The organism is Clavibacter sp. GW821-FHT01D01 (genome assembly GCF_059422605.1).
Genome location: NZ_JBWKXC010000002.1, coordinates 314,925 through 337,500 on the forward strand (window position 1 = coordinate 314,925; position 22,576 = coordinate 337,500).

Consider the following 22,576-nt stretch of genomic DNA (forward strand, 5'->3'; position numbering starts at 1 on the left):
CGGTCAGCGGGGGAGCGGCACGTCCAGCTCGCCGGCGCGCACCATCCACTCGACGGCCTCGCGCGCGGCCTCCTCGCTCGTGTACCGCGGGACGTAGCCGAGGACGTCGCGCGCCTTGTCGATGCTGGCCACGTGGCTGCGGCTGAGGTGCTCCCAGCTCGCGTCGGCGTGTCCGGGGTCCGTGCGGGCGCGGAAGCCGTCCCAGTCGACGTGCTCGAGCTGGGGCTCGCGTCCGAACCACGCGGCCGCGGCGCGGGCGAAGCCGCGCACGGAGAGCGCCCGGTCGGACACGGCGTGGAAGCTCTCGCCGACCGAGGTCTCGCGGTTGGCGATGGCCAGCTGCACGACCTGCGCGACGTCGTCGGCGTGCACGTGGTGCATGGTCTCGCTGCCGGAACCCGGCACGGGGAGCGGCCGGCCGGCGGCGAGGTCGGTCCACACGCGCGGGTCGAGGTTGCCGAGCGGCGTGATGACGGGCCAGCCGCCGCCGCTGATGTGACCCGGGTGCACGACCGTCGAGGGCACCCCGCCGGAGCGGGACTCCGCGATGAGGTAGCGCTCGATCTCGGCCTTCTGCACGCCGTACTCGCCGAACGGCTCCTTGGGGTCGTCCTCCCGGAGGGGCAGCGACGTGCTGAGGCCGTGGGTCCAGATGCTGCCGATGTGCACCAGATGCCGCACGCGTCCCCGCAGCCCCTCGACGAGATGGCGGGCCGACTCGGGCGTGAAGCACACGAGGTCGACGACGACCTCGGGGGCGAGCGCCGCGATCCGGTCGGCGAACGTGCCGGCCGCGTCCTCCGCGTCGCGGTCCACCCGCACGCGCTCGACGCGGTCCCAGAGGGGCGACGACCGGTAGGGCTCGCGGGTGCCGCGGCTCACCGCGACGACGTCGTGCCCGGAGTCGACGAGACGGGGGACGAGGAAGGTCCCGATGTGGCCGGTGGCTCCGATGACGACGACGCGCATCCCGTCACCCTATCGGCGCGGCGCGGCGCCGCCGCGCCCGGATCAGATCCAGCCGCGCTTCCGGAAGGCGGCGTAGAGGATCCCGCCCATGACCACCATGAGCCCGAGCGCCAGGGGATAGCCGTAGGTCCAGCGCAGCTCCGGCATGTTCGCGAAGTTCATGCCGTAGACGGTGCCGACGAGCGTGGGCGCGAACAGGATGGCGGCCCACGACGAGATGCGCTTCACCTGGTCGTTCTGGGCGAGGCTCGTCTCGGTGAGCTTCTTCATCTCGTCGTTCTGCCGCTGCCCGACGAGCGTGGTGTGCACCGTGAGGGCGTTCTGGAGCAGCGTGCGGAAGGCGTCGGAGCGCTCGGCCACGCGGATGACGTGGTCGTGCACGTCCCGCAGGCCGCGGCGGAGCTCGAGGTCCACGTCGTGGCGCTCGGCCCGCGCGCGGAGGTCGTCGAGCATGGCGCCGAGCGGGGCGGTGGCGCGCTGGAACGCGGTGACCTCCCGCATGAGCGCGTAGATGCGGCGCGACACGTCCGGGTCGGCGCCGAAGATCTGGTCCTCGATCTCGTCGACGTCGTCCTCGAGGCCGCGGGCCACGGGTCCGTACTCGTCGGCGACCTGGTCGAGGATGGCGTAGAGGACGGCGGTCGGGCCGAGGGCGAGGAGGTCGCGGTCCTGCTCGAGCCGGTGGCGGACCGTCGCCAGGTCGGGGGACTCCGCGTGGCGGATGGTGACGACGAAGTCGGGTCCGACGAACACGTGCAGCTCGCCGAACTCCACCCGCTCCTCGGCGTCGAGGTACCGCGCGGGGCGCAGCACGACGAACCAGGTGTCGCCGTAGCGCTCCAGCTTGGACCGCTGGTGCCCGGTGAGCGCGTCCTCGACGGCGAGCGGGTGCAGGCCGAACTCGGCGGCGACGCGGTGGAGCTCGTCCGCGTCGGGCCGGTACAGCCCGATCCAGGCGAGGCCCCGACGCTCCCGCATCACCTCGAACGTCTCGTCGAGGCTCTCGGGGTCGGCCGTCCGGACCCCGTCCACGTACACGGCACTGTCGACGACGGTCATGGGTTCTCGCTCTCGGGTCGGGTGCGCCCGCGGGCGGACGCATGCGACTGTAGCCGTGCGCCGGGGGAGCGGGCCGCGACGGGGCGGACGCGCGGCGAGCGCGTGCGCCGGGGACGAAGAAGAGCCGGTCGGATCCCTGGGGATCCGACCGGCTCTCGTGTGTGTCCGAAGGGGGACTTGAACCCCCACGCCCTAATACGGGCACTAGCACCTCAAGCTAGCGCGTCTACCAATTCCGCCATCCGGACAGGATGTGCGGCCCGCCGTCTCCGGCTGCCGAGAGATGACATTAGCACGGCTTCCGGGCCCCTCTCGACCACCGCCGGGCCGGACGCGCGCGTCCGGCCTCGATAGCGTGGACCCATGACCGACACGCTCCCCGACGACCTCGACGCCACCGCGCGCATCGCCCGCGACCTCATCCGGTTCGACACCACCAACCACGGCGAGGGCCGGTCGGAGGGGGAGACCGAGGCGGCGCAGTACGTCGAGAAGTGCCTCCTGGACCTGGGGCTGCAGCCCGAGCTGATCGACGCGGCGCCCGGCCGCACGAGCGTCCTCGCGCGCATCCCGGGCCGCAACCGCGACAAGCCGGCGCTGGTCGTGCACGGCCACCTCGACGTCGTCCCCGCGGACCCCGCCAACTGGACGGTCGACCCCTTCGCCGGCGTCATCAAGGACGGCATGCTCTGGGGCCGCGGCGCCGTGGACATGAAGAACATGGACGCGATGATGATCACGGCGCTCCAGGAGATCATCACCTCCGGCCGCGCGCCCGAGCGGGACCTCATCATGGGATTCTTCTCCGACGAGGAGGCGGGCGGCGTGCTCGGCTCCGCCTACGTCGTCGAGAACCGGCCCGACTGGTTCGAGGGCGCCACCGAGGCCATCAGCGAGGTCGGCGGCTACTCGATCGACCTCGCCGGCAAGCGCGCCTACCTGCTGCAGACCGGCGAGAAGGCCCTCGTGTGGGTGCGGCTCGTCGCGACCGGCACGGCGGGCCACGGCTCGCAGGTCAACCGCGACAACGCCGTGACGCGGCTCGCGGGAGCGGTCGCGCGGATCGGCATGGAGGAGTGGCCCGTCCACCTCACCGACACGACCCGCCAGCTGCTGGACGAGATCGCCCGCATCGTCGGCGCCGACCCGAAGCGGGTCACCCCGGACGACCTCGCCATCGCCACCGGCACGGCGTCGAAGTTCATCGCGGCGACGCTGCGCACCACCACGAACCCGACGCTCCTGCACGCCGGCTACAAGCACAACGTCATCCCGGACACCGCCGAGGCGCTCGTCGACATCCGCGTGCTGCCGGGCGAGGAGGACGCCGTGCTGGAGCGCGTCCGCGAGCTCGCCGGCGAGGGCGTCGAGGTGCGCATCGTGCACCAGGACGTGGGGCTCGAGAACCCCTTCCAGGGACCCCTCGTGGACGCCATGGTGGCGACGCTCGGCACGCACGACCCGGACGCCGAGGTGCTGCCCTACATGCTCTCCGGGGGCACCGACAACAAGGCGCTCAGCCTGCTCGGGATCACCGGCTACGGCTTCGCCCCGCTGCGCCTGCCGGCCTCCATGGACTTCCCGGCGATGTTCCACGGCGTCGACGAGAGGGTCCCGCTCGACGCACTAGTCTTCGGGAGGCAGGTCCTGCGCGACCTGCTCCTCGACTACTAGACCCGAGCCCCTGGCGGGCGAGACATCAGCTGGAGCACCCGTTTGAGTTATCTCGAGGCGATCATCCTGGGCCTCGTCCAGGGCCTGACCGAGTTCCTGCCCATCTCCTCGAGCGCGCACCTCCGCATCGCCGGCCTGTTCATGGGCGGCGACCCGGGGGCGACGTTCACCGCGATCACGCAGCTCGGCACCGAGCTCGCGGTCGTCGTGTTCTTCCGTCGGCGCATCGGCAAGGTCCTCTCGGCGTGGTTCCGCTCGCTCCGCGGCGGCATGCCGAAGGGCGACCCGGACGTCCGCATGGGCTGGCTCGTCATCATCGGCACGATCCCCATCGGCATCGCCGGGTACCTGTTCCAGGACACGATCCGCAGCACCTTCCGGTCGCTCTGGATCGTCGCGATCGTCCTCATCGTGTTCGGCATCCTGCTCGGCCTCGCCGACCGCTACAGCCGCAGCGACCGCCTCGAGAAGGACATGACCTACGGGCACGGCGTCAGCATCGGCATCGCCCAGGCGCTCGCCCTCGTGCCGGGCGTGTCCCGCTCCGGCGCCACCACCACCGCGGCGCGCGCGTTCGGCTACTCGCGGCCGGTCGCCGCCGAGTACTCCTTCCTGCTCGCCGTCCCCGCCGTGTTCGGCAGCGGCCTGTACGAGCTCGTGAAGAGCTTCGACGAGACCGGGCAGGCCGGCGCCGGTCAGACCGCGGTGGCGACCCTCATCGCGTTCATCGTGGGCCTCGCCGTCATCGCCGGCCTCATGCGCTACATCTCCACCCGCACGTTCATGCCGTTCGTCGTCTACCGCGTCGCCCTCGGCGTCGTCCTCCTGGTGCTGCTCGGCACCGGCGCGATCGCGGCCTGATCCCGTGCGCGCCTGGTCACGTCCCGAGGTCCCCGTCGTCGCGGGGGAGCCGCCCGTCCCGTCCCTGCACGACACCAGCACCGGCGCGGTCCGTCCCGCCGAGTGCGTCGGCGACGGCCGCGTGGGCCTGTACGTCTGCGGCATCACGCCCTACGACGCCACGCACCTCGGCCACGCCTCCACGTACCTCGCCTTCGACACGCTCCAGCGCATCTGGCTCGACCGCGGGTACGACGTCGCCTACGTGCAGAACGTCACCGACGTCGACGACCCGCTGCTCGAGCGCGCGACAGCCACGGGCGTCGACTGGCGCGACCTCGCCGCCGAGCAGGTCGAGCTGTTCCGGACCGACATGGAGGCGCTGCGGATCCTGCCGCCCGACTCCTACGTCGGGGTCACCGAGGTCGTCGACGAGGTCGCGGCCGCGGTCGCGGAGCTCGTGCGCCGCGGCACCGCCTACCCGGTCCCCACCCCGGACGCGGCCGAGGCCGGCGCCTCGGACCTCTACTTCGACATCGCCCGCGCCGGCGACACCGGCCCGTGGGCGCTCGGCGACGAGAGCAGCTACGACCGCGACACCATGGCGGTCCTCTCCGCGGAGCGCGGCGGCGACCCCGAGCGCCCCGGCAAGCGCGACCCGCTCGACCCCCTGCTGTGGCGGGTGGAGCGCGCGGGGGAGCCCGCGTGGGACAGCGTCGTCGGCCGCGGCCGACCCGGCTGGCACATCGAGTGCGCCGTGATCGCGCTGCGGAAGCTCGACCGCCCGGTCACGGTCCAGGGCGGCGGCAGCGACCTCATCTTCCCGCACCACGAGATGTCCGCCGGGCACGCGTCGGCGCTCACGGGCGAGGACTTCGCGTGCCTCTACGCGCACAGCGGCATGGTCGCGTACCAGGGCGAGAAGATGAGCAAGTCGCTCGGCAACCTCGTGCTCGTGTCGCGCCTGCGCGCGGCGGGCGTCGACCCCCGCGCCATCCGCCTCGCGCTCCTCGCGCAGCACTACCGGGCCGACTGGGAGTGGACGGACGCGCTCCTGGAGGAGTCCGTCGCGCGGCTCGCCGCGTGGGACGCCTGGGCCGCGGATGCCGTGCCCGTGCCCGGGGCCGAAGCGTCGGAGCACGGCGAGCTCGTGCAGCTCGTCCGCGAGCGCCTGGCCGACGACCTGGACACCCCGGGTGCCATCCTGCTCCTCGACCTCCGCGTCGCCACCGGCGTCCCGGCCACCCCCGTCGAGGTGGCCGCGGTCGACGCGCTCCTCGGCGTGGCGCTCGGAGCTCCCGCCGCCTGACCGCGTCGCGGGGCCGACGGCGGACGGCCTACTGGTCCTTCGGGTCCCTCGGCCGCCACGGCTCCTCGGGCCGGTCGTCGCCGCGTCCGCGCGGCCCGTCGCCCCGGCGGAGGTACCGCTCGAACTCCTGCGCGATGGCCTCGCCGCTCGCCTCGGGGGAGTCGACCGTGTCGCGCGCCTGCTCGAGCTGCTGGATGTAGGACGCCATGTCCTCGTCCTCGCCCGCGAGCTGGTCGATGCCCGCCTCCCACGTCGCCGCCTCCTGGACGAGCTCGCCGCGCGGGATCACCACGTCGACCATCTCCTCGAGCTTGTCGATGAGGGCGAGGGTCGCCTTGGGCGACGGGGCGCTGTGCACGTAGTGCGGGACGGACGCCCACAGCGAGACGGTGGGCATGCCCATCTCCTCGGCGCGCTGGGCGATGATGCTGAGGATCCCCACGGGACCCTCGTACGTGCTCCGCTCGATCCCGAGCTCGGCCCGCACGTCCTGGTTCTCGCTCGTGGAGTAGACGGAGATGGGGCGCGTGTGCGGCACGTCGGCCAGCAGCGCACCGAGCAGGACGACGCCCTCGACCCCGGCGGCGCGCGCCGCATCCAGCACCTCGGCGGTGAACGCGGTCCAGTGCCGCGAGGGCTCCACGCCGAGCAGCAGGTGGATGCTGCCGCCGTTGTCGCCGCTCACGCCGAGCTGGGCGTCGGCGGCCAGGTCCTGCGTCGGTCGGCGGGGGCTGCGGGGGCCGTAGAGCGTCGCGCCCGGCCACTCGAGCTCGCGGGTGCCGTCCTCCGCGAAGCCGATGGTGGGGCGGTTGAACTGGAAGTCGAAGTAGTCCTCGGGATCGACCGACGACACCGCCTCGAGGTCGAGGAGCTCCTTCAGCGCCCGGACCGCTCCGCTGGCGGCCTCGCCCGCGTCGTTCCAGCCCTCGAAGGCGACGACCAGCAGCCGTCCGCTCACGAACCTCTCGGCATCCGCCACGTGACTCCCGTCCCCGTCCGCCCGGCGGCGGTCGTCGGACAAGCTTAGGACGCGCGGTCCACCGATAGACTCGCTCCCCGTGATCAGCAACAGACCCGCGGCCGTCCTCTGGGACATGGACGGCACGATCGTGGACACCGAGCCCTACTGGATGGTGGCGGAGCAGGCGCTGGTCGGCTCGTTCGGCGGCACGTGGACGCAGGAGGACGGGCTGCGGCTCGTCGGCAACGGGCTCGACGACTCGGCGCGGATCCTCCAGGAGGCGGGCGTCGACCTGCCCGTCGCGGAGATCGTCGACAGGCTGACCGACCGCGTCATGGAGCAGATCCTCGTCGAGGTGCCCTGGCGGCCCGGGGCCCGGGAGCTCCTCCGCGAGGTGCGCGAGGCGGGCATCCCCACCGCCCTCGTGACCATGTCCCTCGGGCGCATGGCCCACCAGGTCGCCGCCGCCGTGCCGTTCGACGCGTTCGACCGGGTGGTCGCGGGCGACGACGTCGCGAACGGCAAGCCGCACCCCGAGGCGTACCTCACGGCGGCCGCGCAGCTCGGCGTCGACATCCGCGACTGCGTCGCCATCGAGGACTCGGGCCCGGGCGTCGCCTCGGCCTCCGCGTCCGGGGCGACGGCCATCGCCGTCCCGCACCACGTCCCGCTGCCCGCGGACCCCGCCTACGTCCTCTGGGACACGCTCGCCGGCCGCACCCTCGCCGACCTCGAGTCCGCCCATGTCGACCGCCGTGGCACTCCGATCCGCGACGAGGTGCGCGCATGACCGTCGACACGAGCGCCGCGCGCTTCAGCGGACCCTTCCGCGCGGGCGACCGCGTGCAGCTGACGGGTCCCAAGGGGCGCCTCAACACGATCCTGCTCGAGCCCGGCAAGGTCTTCCACACGCACCGCGGGATGATCGACCACGACGCGCTCATCGGCCTGCCCGACGGCAGCGTCGTGACGAACAGCGCGGGCGTCGAGTGCCTCGCCCTCCGCCCGCTGCTCTCGGACGTGGTCATGTCCATGCCGCGTGGCGCCGCCATCATCTACCCGAAGGACGCCGCCCAGATCCTCGGCCTGGCCGACGTCTTTCCGGGCGCGACCGTCGTGGAGGCGGGGGTCGGATCCGGCGCCCTGTCCATGTGGCTGCTGCGCGCGCTCGGGCCCACCGGCACCCTGCTCTCCTTCGAGCGCCGCGAGGAGTTCGCGGACGTCGCCCGCGGGAACGTGTCGAGCTACTTCGGGCACAGCCCGGAGAACTGGTCCATCACGCTGGGCGACCTCGCCGAGGCGCTGCCCACCGTCGCGGAGCCGCACTCCGTCGACCGGGTGGTGCTCGACATGCTCGCCCCGTGGGAGTGCGTCGACGCGGTCGCGGAGGCCCTCACGCCCGGCGGCGTGCTGCTCTGCTACGTCGCGACGGTCACGCAGCTGTCGCGCGTCGCGGAGGCGCTGCGCGACACCGGCCTGTTCACGAACCCGGACGCGAGCGAGACGATGATCCGCGGCTGGCACGTGGAGGGCCTCGCCGTCCGCCCGGAGCACCGCATGATCGGGCACACCGGCTTCCTCATCACCGCCCGTCGCCTCGCGCCGGGCTCGGTGCTCCCGCAGCTGAAGCGCCGCGCGTCGAAGTCGGACTTCAGCGACGAGGACATGGAGGCGTGGACCCCCGGCTCGCTCGGCGAGCGCCGGGTGAGCGACAAGGTGCTGCGCAAGCGCGTCCGCGTGGCGGAGCGCGGCGCGGAGCTCGCGGGTGCGCGGGACGCCGCGGAGGCGGCCGACGCCCTGCCCGACGACGCGGCCGGTGCGCCGGAGCCCGCCGACCCCACCGCCTAGGATGACAGGGCCGATCACGCGGGTGCGTGGCGGCCGCCCCCACCACCGAAAGAGGAGTCACGTGCGCCGTTCCGCCGCGCTCACCGTCTGCGCAGGCCTCGTGCTGTCGCTCGCCGCCTGCAGCCCCTCGGGCTCCGGATCCGGCCAGGCGGCGGACTGCACGCCCCTCGCCTCGTCCGGCACGTCGTCGAGCACCGTGTCGGCCACGGGCGACGTCGGCAGCGCGCCCGCGTCGGTCGCGTTCCCGACGCCGCTGAAGCCCTCCGACGTGGAGGTCTCGACCGTCATCGAGGGCGACGGGCCGCGCGTCCAGCCGAACCAGGGCATCACGGCCGCGGCCTCCATCGTCGACGGCTCGACCGGCGCGACCCTCGCGGAGTACGCCCGCATCGCGCCCAACGCGCGCACCACCGGCTCCCCGCTCTTCACCCCGGCGTCGCTGCACGAGAGCCTCCCGTACCTCGAGGACGCCATGACCTGCATGCCGGTCGGCTCGCGGCTCGCCGTCGCGGTGCCCGTCTCGACGGTGTTCCCCGGCCAGGACCTGTCCGCCCAGGGCCTCGCCGCGAGCGACGGGCTCGTGCTGATCGTCGACATCACCTCCTCCTACCCGGAGCGCGCCACCGGCGACCCGCAGCCCGCCCAGGCCGGCTTCCCGTCCGTCGTCACGACCGACGACGGCGTCCCGGGCATCACCATCCCGCCGAGCACCCCGCCCACCGAGTACCGGGACGCCCTGCTGCGCGCGGGCGACGGCGACGAGGTCGGCGACGGCGACACCGTCACCCTCCAGTACACGGGCGTCGTCTGGGGCACGAGCACCTCGGCCGAGCGCCAGGCCGTGTTCGGATCCAGCTGGACCGGCGGCGGGCCGCTGCAGGTCCCCGCGACGGCCACCACGTCCGCGCCCTCGACGGGAGCGGCCTCCGCGCTCGTCGTCACGCCCGGCCTCGCCCGGGCCCTCGTCGGCAAGCACGTCGGCGACCAGGTCATCGCGGTCGTCCCCCCGGGCGACGGCTTCGGCGACCAGGCCACCGCCCAGGTCCCCGCCGGTTCCACCCTCGTGTACGTGGTGGATATCCTCGGCACCAGCACGACACCGTAACGACGCATCGCCACCGGCCGGGGGCTGCACCACCTGTGAGGACCACCGCGTGCCCGAAACATCCCGCCGTCCGACCGTGCCGGTCGAGGAGCGCCTCTTCAGCCTCGTGCTGGCGCTGCTCGCCACCGAGCAGGGGCTGACCAAGAACGAGGTGCTCTCGAGCGTCCAGGGCTATCGGCAGCGCTATCGGGCCGGCGGCGACAACGCCAACCTGGAGCGCCAGTTCGAGCGCGACAAGGACGACATCCGCGACCTCGGCGTGCCGCTGGAGACGGTGGACGCGCCCGGCCAGGAGGGCAACAACCAGCTCCTGCGCTACCGCATCCCGCGGGGCGCCTACGAGCTGCCGGCGGACCTGTCCTTCACGCCCGAGGAGACCACGCTGCTGAACCTCGCCGCCATGGTGTGGCGGGAGGGGTCGCTGTCGGGGGAGTCGCGGCGGGCGCTCATCAAGCTGCGCTCGCTCGGCGTGGAGTCGGACGACCCGGTCATCGGCTACGCGCCGCGCCTCCGTACGCGCGAGGCGGCGTTCGCGCCCCTCAGCGTGGCGCTCGAGCGTCACGTGCTCGTCTCCTTCGGGTACCTGAAGCCGGGCGAGCGCACGGCCCGGATCCGCACCGTGGCGCCGCTCGCGCTCGTGCAGCACCAGGGCCGCTGGCACCTGCACGGCATCGACCAGGACGCCGCCGGACCGCGCACGTTCCTCCTCTCGCGCATCGTGGACCGCGTGCGCGTGACCAGCCGCGGCTTCGAGGCCGAGGGCGACGACCACGCCGAGCGCGCCCTCGCCGACCTCGACCGGGTCTGGTCGAACGGGGTGGGGGAGGTGGCCGTCGCGCCGGGGTCCGACGCGGAGATCCGCCTGCGCCGTCGCCGCGGCACCGAGGACCTGGGCGACGGACGCCTCCGCGTGCACTACTCCGACACCAACCTGTTCGCCGACGAGGTCGCGGGTCTCGGGCCCGAGGCCCGCGTGATCGCACCGCCGAGGCTCCGGGACGCCGTGCGCGCCCGCCTCGCCGAGACCATCGCCGCCCACCGTGAGGACGCCTCGTGACCGACCGCGCCGCGCCGCTCCAGGCGCAGGACAAGCTGGCGTTCCTGCTGGCGCTCGTGCCCTACCTGACGGACCACGGGCGCGTCAGCGTCAGCCAGGCCGCCGCGCACTTCCGGGTGCCGCCGGAGCAGATCCGGCAGGCCGTCCGGCTCATCGCGGTGTCCGGCGTCCCCGGCTCGACCGCCTCGTACCAGCACGGCGACCTGTTCGACATCGCGTGGGACGACTTCGAGGACAACGACCAGATCGTCATCACGCACATGGTGGCCATCGACGACTCGCCCCGGTTCTCGGCGCGGGAGGCGGCGGCCCTCATCGCCGGGCTGCAGTACGTGTCGTCGCAGGCGGATGCCAGCGACCTCGACCTCGTCGGCCAGCTCATGGCGAAGCTCGCGCGCGGGTCCTCGGCCAGCCCCAGCCAGGTCGCCGTCGCGGCGGGCACGGGCGACGGCACGCGCGAGGACCTCCGGCGCGCCATCGCCGACGAGCGGCGCGTCGAGTTCGACTACCGGAGCCCGCGGGGCGGCACGGAGCGCCGCGTGGTGGATCCGCTGCGCCTGGAATCGATGGACGAGGACTGGTACCTGCGCGGGTGGGACCTGGCACGCGGCGCCGTGCGCACCTTCCGCCTGGATCGCCTGGACGAGCTCGTCGTCACCGACCTCCCGCCGGAGCACCGTCCGCAGGACGTGGTGCTGGGGGACACGCTGTTCGAGCCGAGCCCCGACGACCTCCGCGTCACCCTCGAGGTCGCGGAGGGCGCCGTGCCGCTCCTCGGCGACTTCGTGGGCGACGAGCGCCCGGTGCCGGTGCCCGGCCGGCCCGGTCGCGTGTCCGTCACCGTGCGGGTCGCCCACTACCAGGGGCTCGTGCGGCTGGTCGCCGGCATGGCGGGCGTCGTGGTGGTCACCTCGCCGCCGGAGGCTCGCGCGGCGGTGGCGGAGTGGGCCGAGCGGGCCGCTGCCGCCTACGACGAGGCGGATTGACGCACCGGACCGAGCGCTGCGGCGGTCCGCTCCGAATGCATGACACCAGGGAGGGATCCGTGCGGACCGGTGGTCCGCTCAGGGGAACTCCGGGTGAATCACCATGCCGAGCAGGGCGTCTCGGCGGGTCCCGAGGTTAGACTCCCCGTGGATCCCGACAACGACTGTCCGGCCCCCCGACCTGAAGGAACGTGAACCACATGCTCGGAAACCTGACCGGATGGCACCTCGTCATCATCCTCGTCGTCATCGTGCTGCTCTTCGGTTCCACCAAGCTGCCGGCGCTGGCGAAGAGCGTGGGCCAGTCCATGCGCATCTTCAAGGGCGAGGTGAAGACCATGAAGGAGGAGAGCGGCCCCGAGCGCCGCGACGACGTCCGCGATGAGGACCGTCGCCGCGACGACGACCGCTACCGCGCGGACGACCGCGACCGTCCCCGCGACTCCGCGCCGCGCGACTACGTGCGCCCCGGCGAGTCGCGCCTGGACGAGCCCCGCTACGACGCCCCGCGCTACGACTCCCCGCGCGACGGCGGGGACTCCCGCCCCAGCGCCTGATCCGTGAGCACCACGGAGCGACCGCGCCAGCGGAAGCGGGACGCCGAAGGGCGCATGTCGCTCGTCCAGCACCTCCTGGAGCTGAAGAAGCGGCTGTTCATCGCGGGCGTCGCCATCATCCTCGCGATGGTGGCGGGGTGGTTCCTCTCCTCGTTCGTCCTCGAGGCGCTGCGGCAGCCCATCGAGACCATCAACGCGGAGCAGGGGCGGAACGCCAGCCTCAACTTCCCGACCATCACGTCGGCGTTCGACCTGCGGCTGCAGATCGCCCTGTACGTGGGGCTCATCATCTCCAGCCCCGTGTGGCTCTACCAGGTGTTCGCGTTCCTGGTCCCGGGCCTCACCCGGACCGAGCGCCGCTACACCTTCGGGTTCTTCTTCTCGGCGGTCCCGCTGTTCCTCGCCGGGTGCGCGGCCGGCTGGTTCGTGCTGCCGCACATCGTGGCGCTGCTCACGCAGTTCGCGGGCGCGGGGGACTCGTCCTTCATCACCGCGCGCGAGTACTTCGACTTCGTGCTGAAGCTCGTGTTCGCGGTGGGCATCGCGTTCGTGCTGCCGGTGTTCCTCGTGCTGTTCAACTTCATGGGGATCCTGTCGGGCCGGACGATCATCAAGTCGTGGCGGATCGCCATCCTCCTGATCATCCTGTTCTGCGCGATCGCCACGCCGGCCGCCGACGTCATGTCGATGTTCCTGCTGGCCATCCCGATGACGCTGCTGTACCTCGTGGCCGCCGGGATCTCGCTCCTCAACGACCGTCGGCGCGCCCGTCGCGCCGACGCCATGGCCGACGACCTGCTGGCCTGATCGAGCCCACCCGACGCCCGTCCCCGAGGGGGCGGGCGTCGTCGCGTCCGTACCCGGCCGACGCCCGGATCCGGAGCCTAGACTCGACGCATCGTGACTGATCAGCTCTCGCCCGCCGAACGCTACGCCGCCTCCCGGAACCGCCGGAGCCTGCCGCTCCTGGAGTCCTTCGCGAGCGGGCTGCGCTTCGACCTCGACCCCTTCCAGCGCGCCGCCGCCGAGTCCCTGGAGAACGGCCGCAGCGTGCTCGTCGCCGCCCCGACGGGTGCCGGCAAGACGGTCGTCGCCGAGTTCGCCGTGTACCTCGCCATGCAGCGGCCGAGCGCGAAGATCTTCTACACCGCGCCCATGAAGGCGCTCAGCAACCAGAAGTACGCCGAGCTCGTCGCCGAGTACGGGCCGGACGAGGTGGGCCTGCTCACGGGCGACACCAACGTCAACAGCCGCGCCCGCATCGTGGTCATGACGACCGAGGTGCTCCGCAACATGCTCTACGCCGACTCGGACCTCCTGCGCGACCTCGCCTTCGTGATCATGGACGAGGTGCACTACCTGGCCGACCGCTTCCGCGGCGCCGTCTGGGAGGAGGTCATCATCCACCTGCCGCAGACGGTGCGGATGGTGTCCCTCAGCGCCACCGTCTCGAACGCCGAGGAGTTCGGCGACTGGCTGCAGGCCGTGCGGGGCGAGACGGACGTCATCGTCTCCGAGGAGCGTCCGGTGCCGCTCGAGCAGCACGTCATCGTGCGCCACCGCATGGTGGACCTGTTCGACTCGTCCGGCCTCGCCGCGACGCACCGGGTGAACCCCGAGCTCGTGCGCATGACGCACGGCGGCGGCCGGGAGGCGGTCCGCGTGCGGGGCGGCCAGGGTCAGGGCCGCGGACGCGGGGGAGCCGGCGGCGGTGCGGGGCGACGGGCACCCGGTCCCTGGGACCGCGGGCGCATGGACCGCCCCGAGGTCATCGCGCTCCTCGACGAGCGCAACCTCCTGCCCGCCATCTTCTTCATCTTCAGCCGCGCCGGCTGCGACGCCGCCGTCACGCAGGTGCTCCGGGCCGGCGTCCGGCTCACCCACGCCGACGAGCGCGATGAGATCCGCGCCATCGTCGAGGAGCGGTGCCGCACGCTGCGCGACGAGGACCTCGCCGTCCTCGGCTACTGGGAGTTCCTGGAGGGCCTCGAGCGCGGGGTCGCCGCCCACCACGCCGGCATGCTGCCGGCGTTCAAGGAGGTCGTCGAGGAGCTGTTCCAGCGGAAGCTCGTGAAGGCCGTCTTCGCCACCGAGACGCTGGCGCTCGGCGTCAACATGCCGGCCCGCACGGTCGTGCTGGAGCAGCTGGAGAAGTTCAACGGCGAGGCGCGCGTGCCGCTGACGCCGGGAGAGTACACGCAGCTCACCGGCCGCGCCGGTCGGCGCGGCATCGACGTGGAGGGCCACGCGGTCATCCAGTGGAAGGACGGGCTGGATCCCCAGGCCGTCGCCTCCCTGGCCTCCCGCCGCACCTACCCCCTCAACTCCAGCTTCCGACCCACCTACAACATGGCCGTGAACCTCATCGACCAGTTCGGCCGCGACCGCACCCGCGAGGTCCTGGAGTCGTCGTTCGCGCAGTTCCAGGCGGACCGCGCCGTGGTCGACCTCGCGCGGAAGGTGCGCACGCAGGAGGAGTCGCTCGCCGGCTACGAGAAGGCCATGGTGTGCCACCTCGGCGACTTCCGCGAGTACTCGGGGCTCCGGCGCGAGCTCAGCGACCTCGAGCGCGCCACCGCCGCCCGCGCGGACATGCAGCAGCCGGGACAGCACGGCGAGCGCGACAAGCGGCAGCGCCAGCTCGCCGACCTGCGCCGCCGGATGAAGGCGCATCCCTGCCACGCCTGCAAGGACCGCGAGTCGCACGCGCGCTGGGCGGAGCGCTGGTGGCGCCTCAAGCGGCAGACGGACGCGCTCGGCCAGCAGATCCGGACCCGCACCAACGCCGTGGCCAAGGTCTTCGACCGCGTCACCGAGCTGCTGCTGTCCCTCGGCTACCTCAAGCGCGCGGCCGACGGCCAGGTCGCCCCGACGCCCAACGGCCGCATGCTGAAGCGCATCTACGGCGACCGCGACCTGCTCGTCGCGGAGTGCCTGCGCACGCAGGTCTGGGTCGACCTCGACCCCGCGGGGCTCGCCGCCATGGCCGCGTCGCTCGTCTACCAGCCGCGCCGCGACGAGGGCGACCGCAACGAGCGGAACCTCCCGCGCGGGGCGTTCCGGGCCGCGCTGGAGCGCACGGAGGAGATCTGGTCGCGCCTCGACGACGTCGAGCGCGAGCGCCGCCTGCCGACCACCGAGCCGCTCTCGACGGGGCTGTGCGCGCCGATGCACCGGTGGGCCCGGGGCGGCAGCCTCGACTCCGTGCTCGACGAGGCCGACCTCGCCGCCGGCGACTTCGTGCGCTGGACCAAGCAGACCATCGACCTCCTCGACCAGCTCTCCGTCGTGGCGGACGGCCCCGTGTCGCGGAACGCGCGGACCGCGCTCGACAGCATCCGGCGCGGCATCGTCGCGTACTCCTCGGTGTGACCGCGCTCGCCCGGGCTCCCCGTCGGGAGCGCAGCGCCACCGCGTCGGCACCGCCGCCCTCCGCCGGGGCGCCGGTCCGTCCTCCGCTCCCGCTGTGGGGCGCGCTCCTCGCGGCGGCGGCCTCGGGGCCGGTCCTCGACGCCGCCTTCCCCGACCGGGGCCTCTGGCCGCTCGTGTTCCCGGGGATCGCCCTCGTGCTGCTGGCGCTCCGGGGCCGTCGGGCGGGTCCCGCGTTCCTCGTGGGGCTGGTGGCCGGGCTCGCCTTCTACCTGACGCACATCGAGTGGGCGTCGCTGTACCTGGGGCCCGTGCCCTGGATCGCGCTGTCGGCGCTCGAGTCGCTGTTCGTCGCCACGGGCGCGGCGGCCATCGCGACGGCCACCCGCTGGATCCCCCGCGCGTTCCCCACGGTCGCCGGCCGGGTGATCGCGCTGCCGGTCGCCGTGGCCGGGCTGTGGACGGCCCGGGAGGCGATCTCGGCCGTCTGGCCCTACGGCGGGTTCGCGTGGGGCCGCGTGTCGCTGTCGCAGTCGGAGGGCCCGTTCGCGCACCTCGTCACGTGGCTCGGCCTGTCCGGACTGTCGTTCGTGCTCGTCCTCCTCGTGGCGCTCCTCCTCGAGCTCGCCGCCGAGGAGCGCGTGCGACGGTCAGCACGTGCGCTGGTCGCGGGGACCGCCGTCGCGCTGGTGCTCGTCGTCCCCGCCTTCCCGGTCGAGACGACCGGCACGACGCGCGTCGCCGCGGTGCAGGGGAATGCGAGGGCCGGGTACTTCGACGGCGCCCGGTACGGCGACATCCTGCGCGCGCACCTCGCGGCGACCGCGGAGATCCCGGCCGACGCGGACGTCGACATGGTCGTGTGGCCCGAGAACGCGGCCGACGCGGATCCGCTCCGGGACGCGGGGTCGGCGGCCGCGCTCGACCGCGTGGTGGAGCGCCTCGGGGCCCCGCTCGTGGTCGGCACCGTGACGGAGCGCGACGGCCGGTTCTACAACGAGTCGCTCGTGTGGACCGGGGGTGGGGCGTCCGACCACTACGACAAGAAGCACCCCGTCCCGTTCGGCGAGTACGTGCCCGACCGCGCGTTCTGGGAGCCGTTCGCCCCGGACCTCATCGGGCTCATCCAGCGCGAGTACACCCCGGGGACGACAGACCAGGTGATGGACGCGGCCGGGATCACCGCGGGCATCGCGATCTGCTTCGACATCGTCGACGACCAGCTGACGACCGACATGGTCGACGAGGGCGCGGAGATCATCCTCGCGCAGTCGAACAACGCCGACTTCGGCCGCACCGACGAGAGCGTGCAGCAGCTCGCGATCGCGCGCATGCGCGCGCTCGAGACGGGCCGCAGCGTCGTGAACATCTCCACCGTGGGCACCAGCGCGATCGTCGGTCCCGACGGCCGCGACCTCGACCGCCTGCCGTGGTTCACGGCCGGATCGATGGTGGTCGACGTGCCGACCGCGGACGTCGTGACGCCGGCGGTCCTCGTCGGCCGCGACATCGAGTGGCTCGTGTCGGGCCTCGGCCTCGGCGCCCTGGCCGTGGCCGGGTTCGCGCTCGGCCGCCGGGGCCGGCGCGCGGCCCGCTGACGACCGCCGCACGCAGAGGAGCACCCCCCGGCGATGCCGAGGGGTGCTCCGGACGTTCGCGAGCGGAGGGGCCGGGTCAGGCGCCGATGCGGTGCTGACCGCGCCGCGCGCGGAGGGTGGCGAGCCGCTCCTCGAGGAGCTCCTCCAGCTCGGCGCGGGTCCGGCGCTCGAGCAGCATGTCCCAGTGGCTGCGGGGGACCTTCGCCTCGACCTCCTCGTGGGCGACGGGGTCGCCCTCGGCGTCGAGCAGTCGGCCCTCGAGGCCGCTTTTCGGCGACTCCCAGACCTCCGGGACCTCGGCGTCCGCCGAGAACACGACCTCGAAGGTGGTCCCGTCGGACGTGCGGTACGTCTTCCTCTGGCGGGGGGAGAAGCTGACGCCCTCCTCGCTCTGCAGGCTCGTGGATCCGAGCCTCATCCCGCGCAAGCTGCGATCTGCCATTGTGGTCTCCTCTCGCGATGCACTCCCCGTTGTAAACCTCGCGGCTGTGAGGATCCTTTCTCAGGACGCCCTGTTCCCAGGCGAATCCCAGTCCCCTGATGCGAGGGCGGCGAGGGCGAGATCGGGGCGATCGGTCACGATCCCGTGCACCCCCGCCCTGACCAGGCGGATCATCTCGTCGGGGTCGTCGACCGTCCAGACGTGCACCTCGCGGACGGCGCGGGCGAGCCGGGCGACCATCACGGGGGACACGGTGCGGATGCCCAGCACGGTACGCGGCATCTGCACGGCGTCGACGCCGCGGAGTGCCAGGCGGACGACCGGCGCGAGCCCCGCGCGGGCGCCGAGGACCGCGAGGAGGAGCCGCACGGCGTCCGCGGAGGTCGCCACGCCGGGGAGGAGGCCGACGGCGCGTCGACGCCGCGTGGAGGAGAACGACGTGACGAGCACGCGATCCCGGGCGCCGGCCGCGCGGATGTCGCGGGCCGCGGCCGCCGGGGCGTCGCGTCCCTTCACGTCGATGTTCAGCCGGGCATCGGGCAGCGCCGCGAGCAGCTCGGCGAGGGTGGCGACGCGGGCGCCCGAGCCCAGGTCGACCGCCCGGAGCTCCGTGAGCGTCGCGTCCCGCACCCGGCCGGGCCGACCGGTCAGCCGCTGGAGGTCGTCGTCGTGCCAGAGCACGCACGCGCCGTCGGCGGTGACGTGGACGTCGGTCTCGAGGTGCGTCACCCCCAGCTCCCACGCGGCGCGGAAGGCGCCGAGCGTGTTCTCGACGGCGCCGTGACCCGTCCAGCCGCGGTGCGCGAGGACGCGGGGAGCCGGGGCGTCGAACCACCCGCCGCCGGTCACGGGACGGGATCGCCGTCGGGGGAGACGGCCGCGACGCCGGGAGCGACGGCGGGAGCGCCCGCGGACGGGCCCTCCAGCGGGAGCGCGCGGAGGAGGGCGGGTCGCGCGACGGCGAGGAGGACGACGGCCGTCGCGACCGCCAGGAGCGCCTGCAGCCACCAGGGGGCGCCGACCAGCCCGGACAGGAGGGCGCCGAGCGCCGCCGAGCCGCCGCAGAGGGCGGCGAGGTCGAGGCGCCGCATCTCGACGACGACGCAGACGACGATGAGGAGGAGCCAGGCGATCCACGCGTGGTCGTCGAGGAGGACCGTCACCCGCTGCTCCCTCGCTCCGTGGACCGGATGCCCCGAACCTAGCCCACCGCCCTCGTGCCGGACGCTAGGCTCTCAGGGCCGTCAGCGTGGTGTCCCGCCCGCGCGGCCCGTCCTGTCCCTCGCCGGACGACCCGTCCCGCGCTCCGGCGCGCACCGCCAGAGGAGTACCGCTGTGAGCACCGTCGACGAGAACCGCCCCTTCGCCCCCGACGAGCTCCGCGGCCGACGCGCGCTGGTCACGGGCTCCTCCCGCGGCATCGGCGCCGACACGGTGGCCTACCTCGCGGCGGCCGGCGCGGACGTCGTCGTCAACTACCGCAACAAGGCGGCGCGGGCCGAGAAGCTCGTCGCGCAGCTGCGCGAGGGCGGTGCGAAGGCCGTCGCGGTCGGCGCCGACCTCACCGACCGCGACTCCGTCGACCGCCTCATGGAGACCGTCCGCTCCGAGCTCGGCGGACTCGACGTCCTCGTGCTCAACGCCTCCGGCGGCATGGAGAGCGGCATGGCGGAGGACTACGCCATGACCCTCAACCGCGACGCCCAGCTCAACGTGCTGCGCAGTGCCCTGCCGCTCATGTCCGAGGGCGGCCGGATCGTGTTCGTCACGAGCCACCAGGCGCACTTCATCCGCACCACCCCGACCATGCCGGAGTACGAGGCCGTGGCCCGCAGCAAGCGCGCGGGCGAGGACGCCCTGCGCGAGCTCCTCCCGGAGCTCGACGAGCGCGGCATCGGCTTCGTGGTCGTCTCGGGCGACATGATCGAGGGCACCATCACGGCGACCCTCCTCGGCCGCATGAACCCGACCGCCATCCAGGAGCGCAAGGAGGCCTCGGGCGGCCTCTACAACGTGTCGCAGTTCGCGGCCGAGGTCGCGCGCGCGGTCGTCGACCCCATCCCCGCCGACCACACCCGCTTCGTCGGCGACACCGGCAGCTTCGCCGCCGAGTGACCGCCGCCACCGCAAGGCGCTGACGCCCCGAGGCTAGGCTCGGAGCGATGAAGACCACGGATCTCGACCTCCTCACCTCCGTCTCCCGCCCCGCCGTCTCGTCCGACGGCCGCCGTGCCGTCGTGTCGGTCACGCGCCCGCGGGTGCATGCCGACGCGTACACCGGCCAGCTGTGGGAGGTGACGACCGACGGATCCACGCCCCCGCGGCGCATCACGCGCGGCTTCCGCGACACGGCGCCGCGCCTGTCGCCCGACGGCGCGCTCCTCGCGTTCCTCCGCGCGGAGCCGAAGGGCCCGCCGCAGCTGCACGTGGTGCGGGCCACCGGCGGCGAGCCGGTCGCGGTGACCGACGAGCTGCTCGGCGTCGGCTCCTTCGACTGGTCGCCCGACGGGTCCCGCATCGTCTTCGCCTCGCGCATCGCCGAGCCCGGCCGGTACGGGAGCGTCGAGGGCGTCAGCGCGGCCGCCGAGCCCGCACGCCGCATCACGACGACCCGCTACCTCGCGAACGGGCTCGGCTGGTCGACCGACCGCCACGTGCAGCTGTCGCTGGTCGAGGTCCCGGACCTCGAGGCGGAGCCGTTCGTCGCCGCCGTCCCCTCCGGGTACCCGGACGCCCGGGACCCGGCCGTCCGCGGCGAGGGGGCGGACGCGACGCCGTCCGCCGCCGAGCGCGCCGGCCTGCCGCCCGTGGTCCGCCTCACCGACGAGCCCGTCGACCACGAGTCGCCGCGCTTCTCCGCCGACGGCACCGAGGTGCTGTTCGTCGCCTCGCGCCACGAGGGCCGCGACGACGACCTCCTCTCGGGGGCGTACGCCGTCGCCGTCCCCGCACCCGGCGACGCGTCCGCGGCGCTGCCGGAGGTCCGCACGGTCGTGTCGCACGAGGCCGGGCTCGGCATCTCCGAGGTCGCGTCCGTCGACGGCGGCCGGCACTACCTGCTCGCGCAGGACCTCGGGGAGCGCGGCATCGACTTCGTCGCCCGCAACACGGCCCTCTACGTCCTCGACGCGGGCGACGACGCGCCCCGCGCGCTCACCGACGCGGAGACCGTCGACCTCGGCGGCAGCGGCATCACGATCGAGGACCGCGACGCCGTCCTCGTCCTGAACGCCTCCCGCGGCACCGTCCAGCTGCTCCGCGTGACCGCGGACGCCGCGGTCGAGGCGCTCGTGGACGACCAGGTGGAGGTCACCGGGGTCGGCATCGGGGGAGGGGCGGTCGTGGTCGCCCTCACCGATCCGCGGACCCACGGCGACCTCGCGCTCGTCCGCACCGACCGCGCCCCCGACGCGGGATCGGCGCTCCAGCAGCTCACCGACTTCTCCGCCGCGCTGCGCGCGACGGGGATCCGCCCGCTGCACGAGCTCGTGGTCGAGGGCCGCGACGGGTATCCCGTGCACGGCTGGGTCGTCCTGCCCGAGGGGGAGGGGCCGCACCCCGTCCTCCTCGTCATCCACGGGGGTCCGTACGCGGCGTACGGCGTGCACCTCTTCGACGAGGCGCAGGTCTACGCCGACGCCGGATACGCGGTGCTGCTCTGCAACCCGCGCGGCGCCGCCGGGTACGGCCAGGAGCACGGCCGCGTCATCAAGGAGCGCATGGGCACGGTCGACATGGACGACGTCCTGGACTTCCTCGACGGGGCCGTCGCGGTGCACGACTCCATCGACGGATCCCGCGCCGGCATCATGGGCGGCTCCTACGGCGGCTACCTCACCGCGTGGACCATCGCGCACGAGCACCGCTTCCAGGGCGCCATCGTCGAGCGCGGCTTCCTCGACCCGGAGCTGTTCACCGGGACCTCCGACATCGGCACGTTCTTCGGCGAGGAGTACACCGGGTACGACGCCGACGTGCGCCGGGCGCAGAGCCCGCAGGCGGTCGCGCACCAGGTGCGGACGCCGACCCTCGTCGTCCACTCCGAGGACGACCTGCGGTGCCCGCTGTCGCAGGCAGAGCGGTACCACCTCGCCCTCGTGCGCGCGGGCGTCGAGACCGAGATGCTCGTGTTCCCGGGCGAGGACCACGAGCTGAGCCGGTCCGGCCGCCCCCGTCACCGGGTGCAGCGCTTCGCGGCGATCCTCGAGTGGTGGGCGCGGCACCTGCCCGTCGGCGCGGACGCGCGATGACCGACGGGGTCGTGCGCCACGTCCGGGACACGGCGCGCATCCTGCTGGTCGACGAGCGCGACCGGCTGCTGCTGTTCCTGACGAACTACTCGGTGGACGTCGACCTGCCGCCCCGGTGGCTGACGCCCGGCGGCGGCATCGACCCGGGGGAGTCGCCCGCGGACGCGGCCCGCCGCGAGCTCTTCGAGGAGACCGGCCTCCGCGTCGAGACGGTGGGGGAGCCGGCCTGGGAGCACGACTACGCGCGCCGCCGCATCGACGGCGCGCTCGACGTCGGGCACTCGACGTTCTACCTGGTGCGGGTCGACGCGTTCACGCCCGTGTCGGACAACTGGATGCCCGACGAGTTCGACGACATCCACGCCCACCGCTGGTTCGCGCTCGACGAGCTCGCGGCGACCGCGGACCCCGTCGAGCCGGCCGAGCTGGTCGAGGTCGCGCGCGAGGTGCTGTCCCGACGCTCCTGAGCGCGTCGTGCGCTGAGGCCCCCGCGGGAGCGGCGCCGCGACGACCGGCGCGGACCGGTCCGACCGGGCCCGGCCGTCGCGGGGC

The 22,576-nt window shown here is 73.6% G+C and carries 21 protein-coding genes and 1 tRNA gene; 15 read left to right on the forward strand and 7 right to left on the reverse strand.

Going from position 1 to position 22,576, the window contains the following annotated elements:
• Nucleotides 1-3: 3 nt before the first annotated feature.
• The 3 genes from AC07VC_RS05175 to AC07VC_RS05185 all read right to left on the reverse strand — a co-directional run bounded on the left by AC07VC_RS05175 (nt 4) and on the right by AC07VC_RS05185 (nt 2,276).
• Entirely contained in the window at nt 4-969 is a 966-nt protein-coding gene (locus tag AC07VC_RS05175; RefSeq protein WP_317228758.1) for an NAD-dependent epimerase/dehydratase family protein, read from the reverse strand.
• Between the two features lie 42 nt (nt 970-1,011).
• Nucleotides 1,012-2,028 (reverse strand): magnesium and cobalt transport protein CorA, encoded by a 1,017-nt coding sequence (locus AC07VC_RS05180; RefSeq protein WP_317228759.1) that lies wholly within the window; start codon nt 2,026-2,028, stop codon nt 1,012-1,014.
• 162 nt (nt 2,029-2,190) lie between these two features.
• Nucleotides 2,191-2,276: transfer RNA gene (locus tag AC07VC_RS05185), tRNA-Leu, on the reverse strand.
• A 115-nt stretch (nt 2,277-2,391) separates the two neighbouring features.
• Between AC07VC_RS05185 and AC07VC_RS05190 the strand changes: the two genes are divergently transcribed.
• From AC07VC_RS05190 to mshC, 3 genes are read left to right on the forward strand one after another with little or no spacing between them, the layout of a single operon-like run.
• Nucleotides 2,392-3,702 carry a M20/M25/M40 family metallo-hydrolase gene (locus tag AC07VC_RS05190; RefSeq protein WP_494675941.1) on the forward strand — a complete coding sequence of 437 codons (1,311 nt, stop codon included), beginning with the start codon at nt 2,392-2,394 and terminating at the stop codon, nt 3,700-3,702.
• Nucleotides 3,703-3,744: 42 nt separating this feature from the next.
• Nucleotides 3,745-4,563, forward strand: coding sequence for an undecaprenyl-diphosphate phosphatase (locus AC07VC_RS05195; RefSeq protein WP_317228761.1), 819 nt, complete (start codon nt 3,745-3,747; stop codon nt 4,561-4,563).
• A gap of 4 nt (nt 4,564-4,567) precedes the next feature.
• A complete protein-coding gene (gene mshC, locus AC07VC_RS05200; protein WP_494675940.1) occupies nt 4,568-5,851 on the forward strand; it encodes a cysteine--1-D-myo-inosityl 2-amino-2-deoxy-alpha-D-glucopyranoside ligase in 1,284 nt (427 codons plus the stop codon).
• Between the two features lie 28 nt (nt 5,852-5,879).
• On the opposite strand, the gene AC07VC_RS05205 is transcribed toward mshC, so the two are convergent.
• Nucleotides 5,880-6,830: a PAC2 family protein gene (locus AC07VC_RS05205; RefSeq protein WP_317228763.1), complete on the reverse strand. Its 951-nt coding sequence runs from the start codon at nt 6,828-6,830 to the stop codon at nt 5,880-5,882.
• Nucleotides 6,831-6,909: 79 nt separating this feature from the next.
• Between AC07VC_RS05205 and AC07VC_RS05210 the strand changes: the two genes are divergently transcribed.
• The 9 genes from AC07VC_RS05210 (at nt 6,910) to lnt (ending at nt 17,332) form a co-directional block, all read left to right on the forward strand.
• Nucleotides 6,910-7,602 (forward strand): HAD family hydrolase, encoded by a 693-nt coding sequence (locus AC07VC_RS05210; protein WP_494675939.1) that lies wholly within the window; start codon nt 6,910-6,912, stop codon nt 7,600-7,602.
• The gene (locus AC07VC_RS05215; protein WP_317228765.1) at nt 7,599-8,660 is read left to right on the forward strand and encodes a tRNA (adenine-N1)-methyltransferase; all 1,062 of its coding nucleotides are present in this window, start codon (nt 7,599-7,601) and stop codon (nt 8,658-8,660) included. Before AC07VC_RS05210 ends, AC07VC_RS05215 begins: the two co-directional genes overlap by 4 nt.
• A gap of 61 nt (nt 8,661-8,721) precedes the next feature.
• Entirely contained in the window at nt 8,722-9,765 is a 1,044-nt protein-coding gene (locus AC07VC_RS05220; RefSeq protein ID WP_494675938.1) for an FKBP-type peptidyl-prolyl cis-trans isomerase, read from the forward strand.
• A 49-nt stretch (nt 9,766-9,814) separates the two neighbouring features.
• Entirely contained in the window at nt 9,815-10,822 is a 1,008-nt protein-coding gene (locus AC07VC_RS05225; RefSeq protein WP_317228767.1) for a helix-turn-helix transcriptional regulator, read from the forward strand.
• Entirely contained in the window at nt 10,819-11,808 is a 990-nt protein-coding gene (locus AC07VC_RS05230; protein WP_494675937.1) for a helix-turn-helix transcriptional regulator, read from the forward strand. The genes AC07VC_RS05225 and AC07VC_RS05230 overlap by 4 nt, the downstream gene beginning before the upstream one ends.
• A 200-nt stretch (nt 11,809-12,008) precedes the next feature.
• Nucleotides 12,009-12,365, forward strand: coding sequence for a Sec-independent protein translocase subunit TatA (tatA, locus tag AC07VC_RS05235; protein WP_317228769.1), 357 nt, complete (start codon nt 12,009-12,011; stop codon nt 12,363-12,365).
• Nucleotides 12,366-12,419: 54 nt separating this feature from the next.
• A complete protein-coding gene (gene tatC / locus AC07VC_RS05240) occupies nt 12,420-13,172 on the forward strand; it encodes a twin-arginine translocase subunit TatC (RefSeq protein ID WP_317228805.1) in 753 nt (250 codons plus the stop codon).
• 93 nt (nt 13,173-13,265) lie between these two features.
• The gene (locus tag AC07VC_RS05245; protein ID WP_317228770.1) at nt 13,266-15,737 is read left to right on the forward strand and encodes a DEAD/DEAH box helicase; all 2,472 of its coding nucleotides are present in this window, start codon (nt 13,266-13,268) and stop codon (nt 15,735-15,737) included.
• On the forward strand, nt 15,734-17,332 hold the full coding sequence (lnt, locus tag AC07VC_RS05250) for an apolipoprotein N-acyltransferase (protein WP_494675936.1): 1,599 nt from the start codon (nt 15,734-15,736) through the stop codon (nt 17,330-17,332). Before AC07VC_RS05245 ends, lnt begins: the two co-directional genes overlap by 4 nt.
• A gap of 76 nt (nt 17,333-17,408) precedes the next feature.
• On the opposite strand, the gene AC07VC_RS05255 is transcribed toward lnt, so the two are convergent.
• From AC07VC_RS05255 to AC07VC_RS05265, 3 genes are read right to left on the reverse strand one after another with little or no spacing between them, the layout of a single operon-like run.
• The gene (locus tag AC07VC_RS05255) at nt 17,409-17,774 is read right to left on the reverse strand and encodes an RNA polymerase-binding protein RbpA (RefSeq protein ID WP_317228772.1); all 366 of its coding nucleotides are present in this window, start codon (nt 17,772-17,774) and stop codon (nt 17,409-17,411) included.
• Between the two features lie 60 nt (nt 17,775-17,834).
• Nucleotides 17,835-18,623 (reverse strand): glycerophosphodiester phosphodiesterase family protein, encoded by a 789-nt coding sequence (locus tag AC07VC_RS05260; RefSeq protein WP_494675935.1) that lies wholly within the window; start codon nt 18,621-18,623, stop codon nt 17,835-17,837.
• Entirely contained in the window at nt 18,620-18,937 is a 318-nt protein-coding gene (locus tag AC07VC_RS05265) for an NfeD family protein (protein ID WP_494675934.1), read from the reverse strand. Before AC07VC_RS05265 ends, AC07VC_RS05260 begins: the two co-directional genes overlap by 4 nt.
• 172 nt (nt 18,938-19,109) lie before the next feature.
• Here AC07VC_RS05265 and AC07VC_RS05270 point away from each other — a divergent pair, with 172 nt between their 5' ends.
• From AC07VC_RS05270 to AC07VC_RS05280, 3 genes are read left to right on the forward strand one after another with little or no spacing between them, the layout of a single operon-like run.
• A complete protein-coding gene (locus AC07VC_RS05270; RefSeq protein ID WP_494675933.1) occupies nt 19,110-19,889 on the forward strand; it encodes an SDR family oxidoreductase in 780 nt (259 codons plus the stop codon).
• 47 nt (nt 19,890-19,936) lie between these two features.
• On the forward strand, nt 19,937-22,024 hold the full coding sequence (locus AC07VC_RS05275) for a S9 family peptidase (protein ID WP_494675932.1): 2,088 nt from the start codon (nt 19,937-19,939) through the stop codon (nt 22,022-22,024).
• The gene (locus tag AC07VC_RS05280) at nt 22,021-22,491 is read left to right on the forward strand and encodes an NUDIX hydrolase (protein ID WP_494675931.1); all 471 of its coding nucleotides are present in this window, start codon (nt 22,021-22,023) and stop codon (nt 22,489-22,491) included. The genes AC07VC_RS05275 and AC07VC_RS05280 overlap by 4 nt, the downstream gene beginning before the upstream one ends.
• Nucleotides 22,492-22,576: the final 85 nt, after the last annotated feature.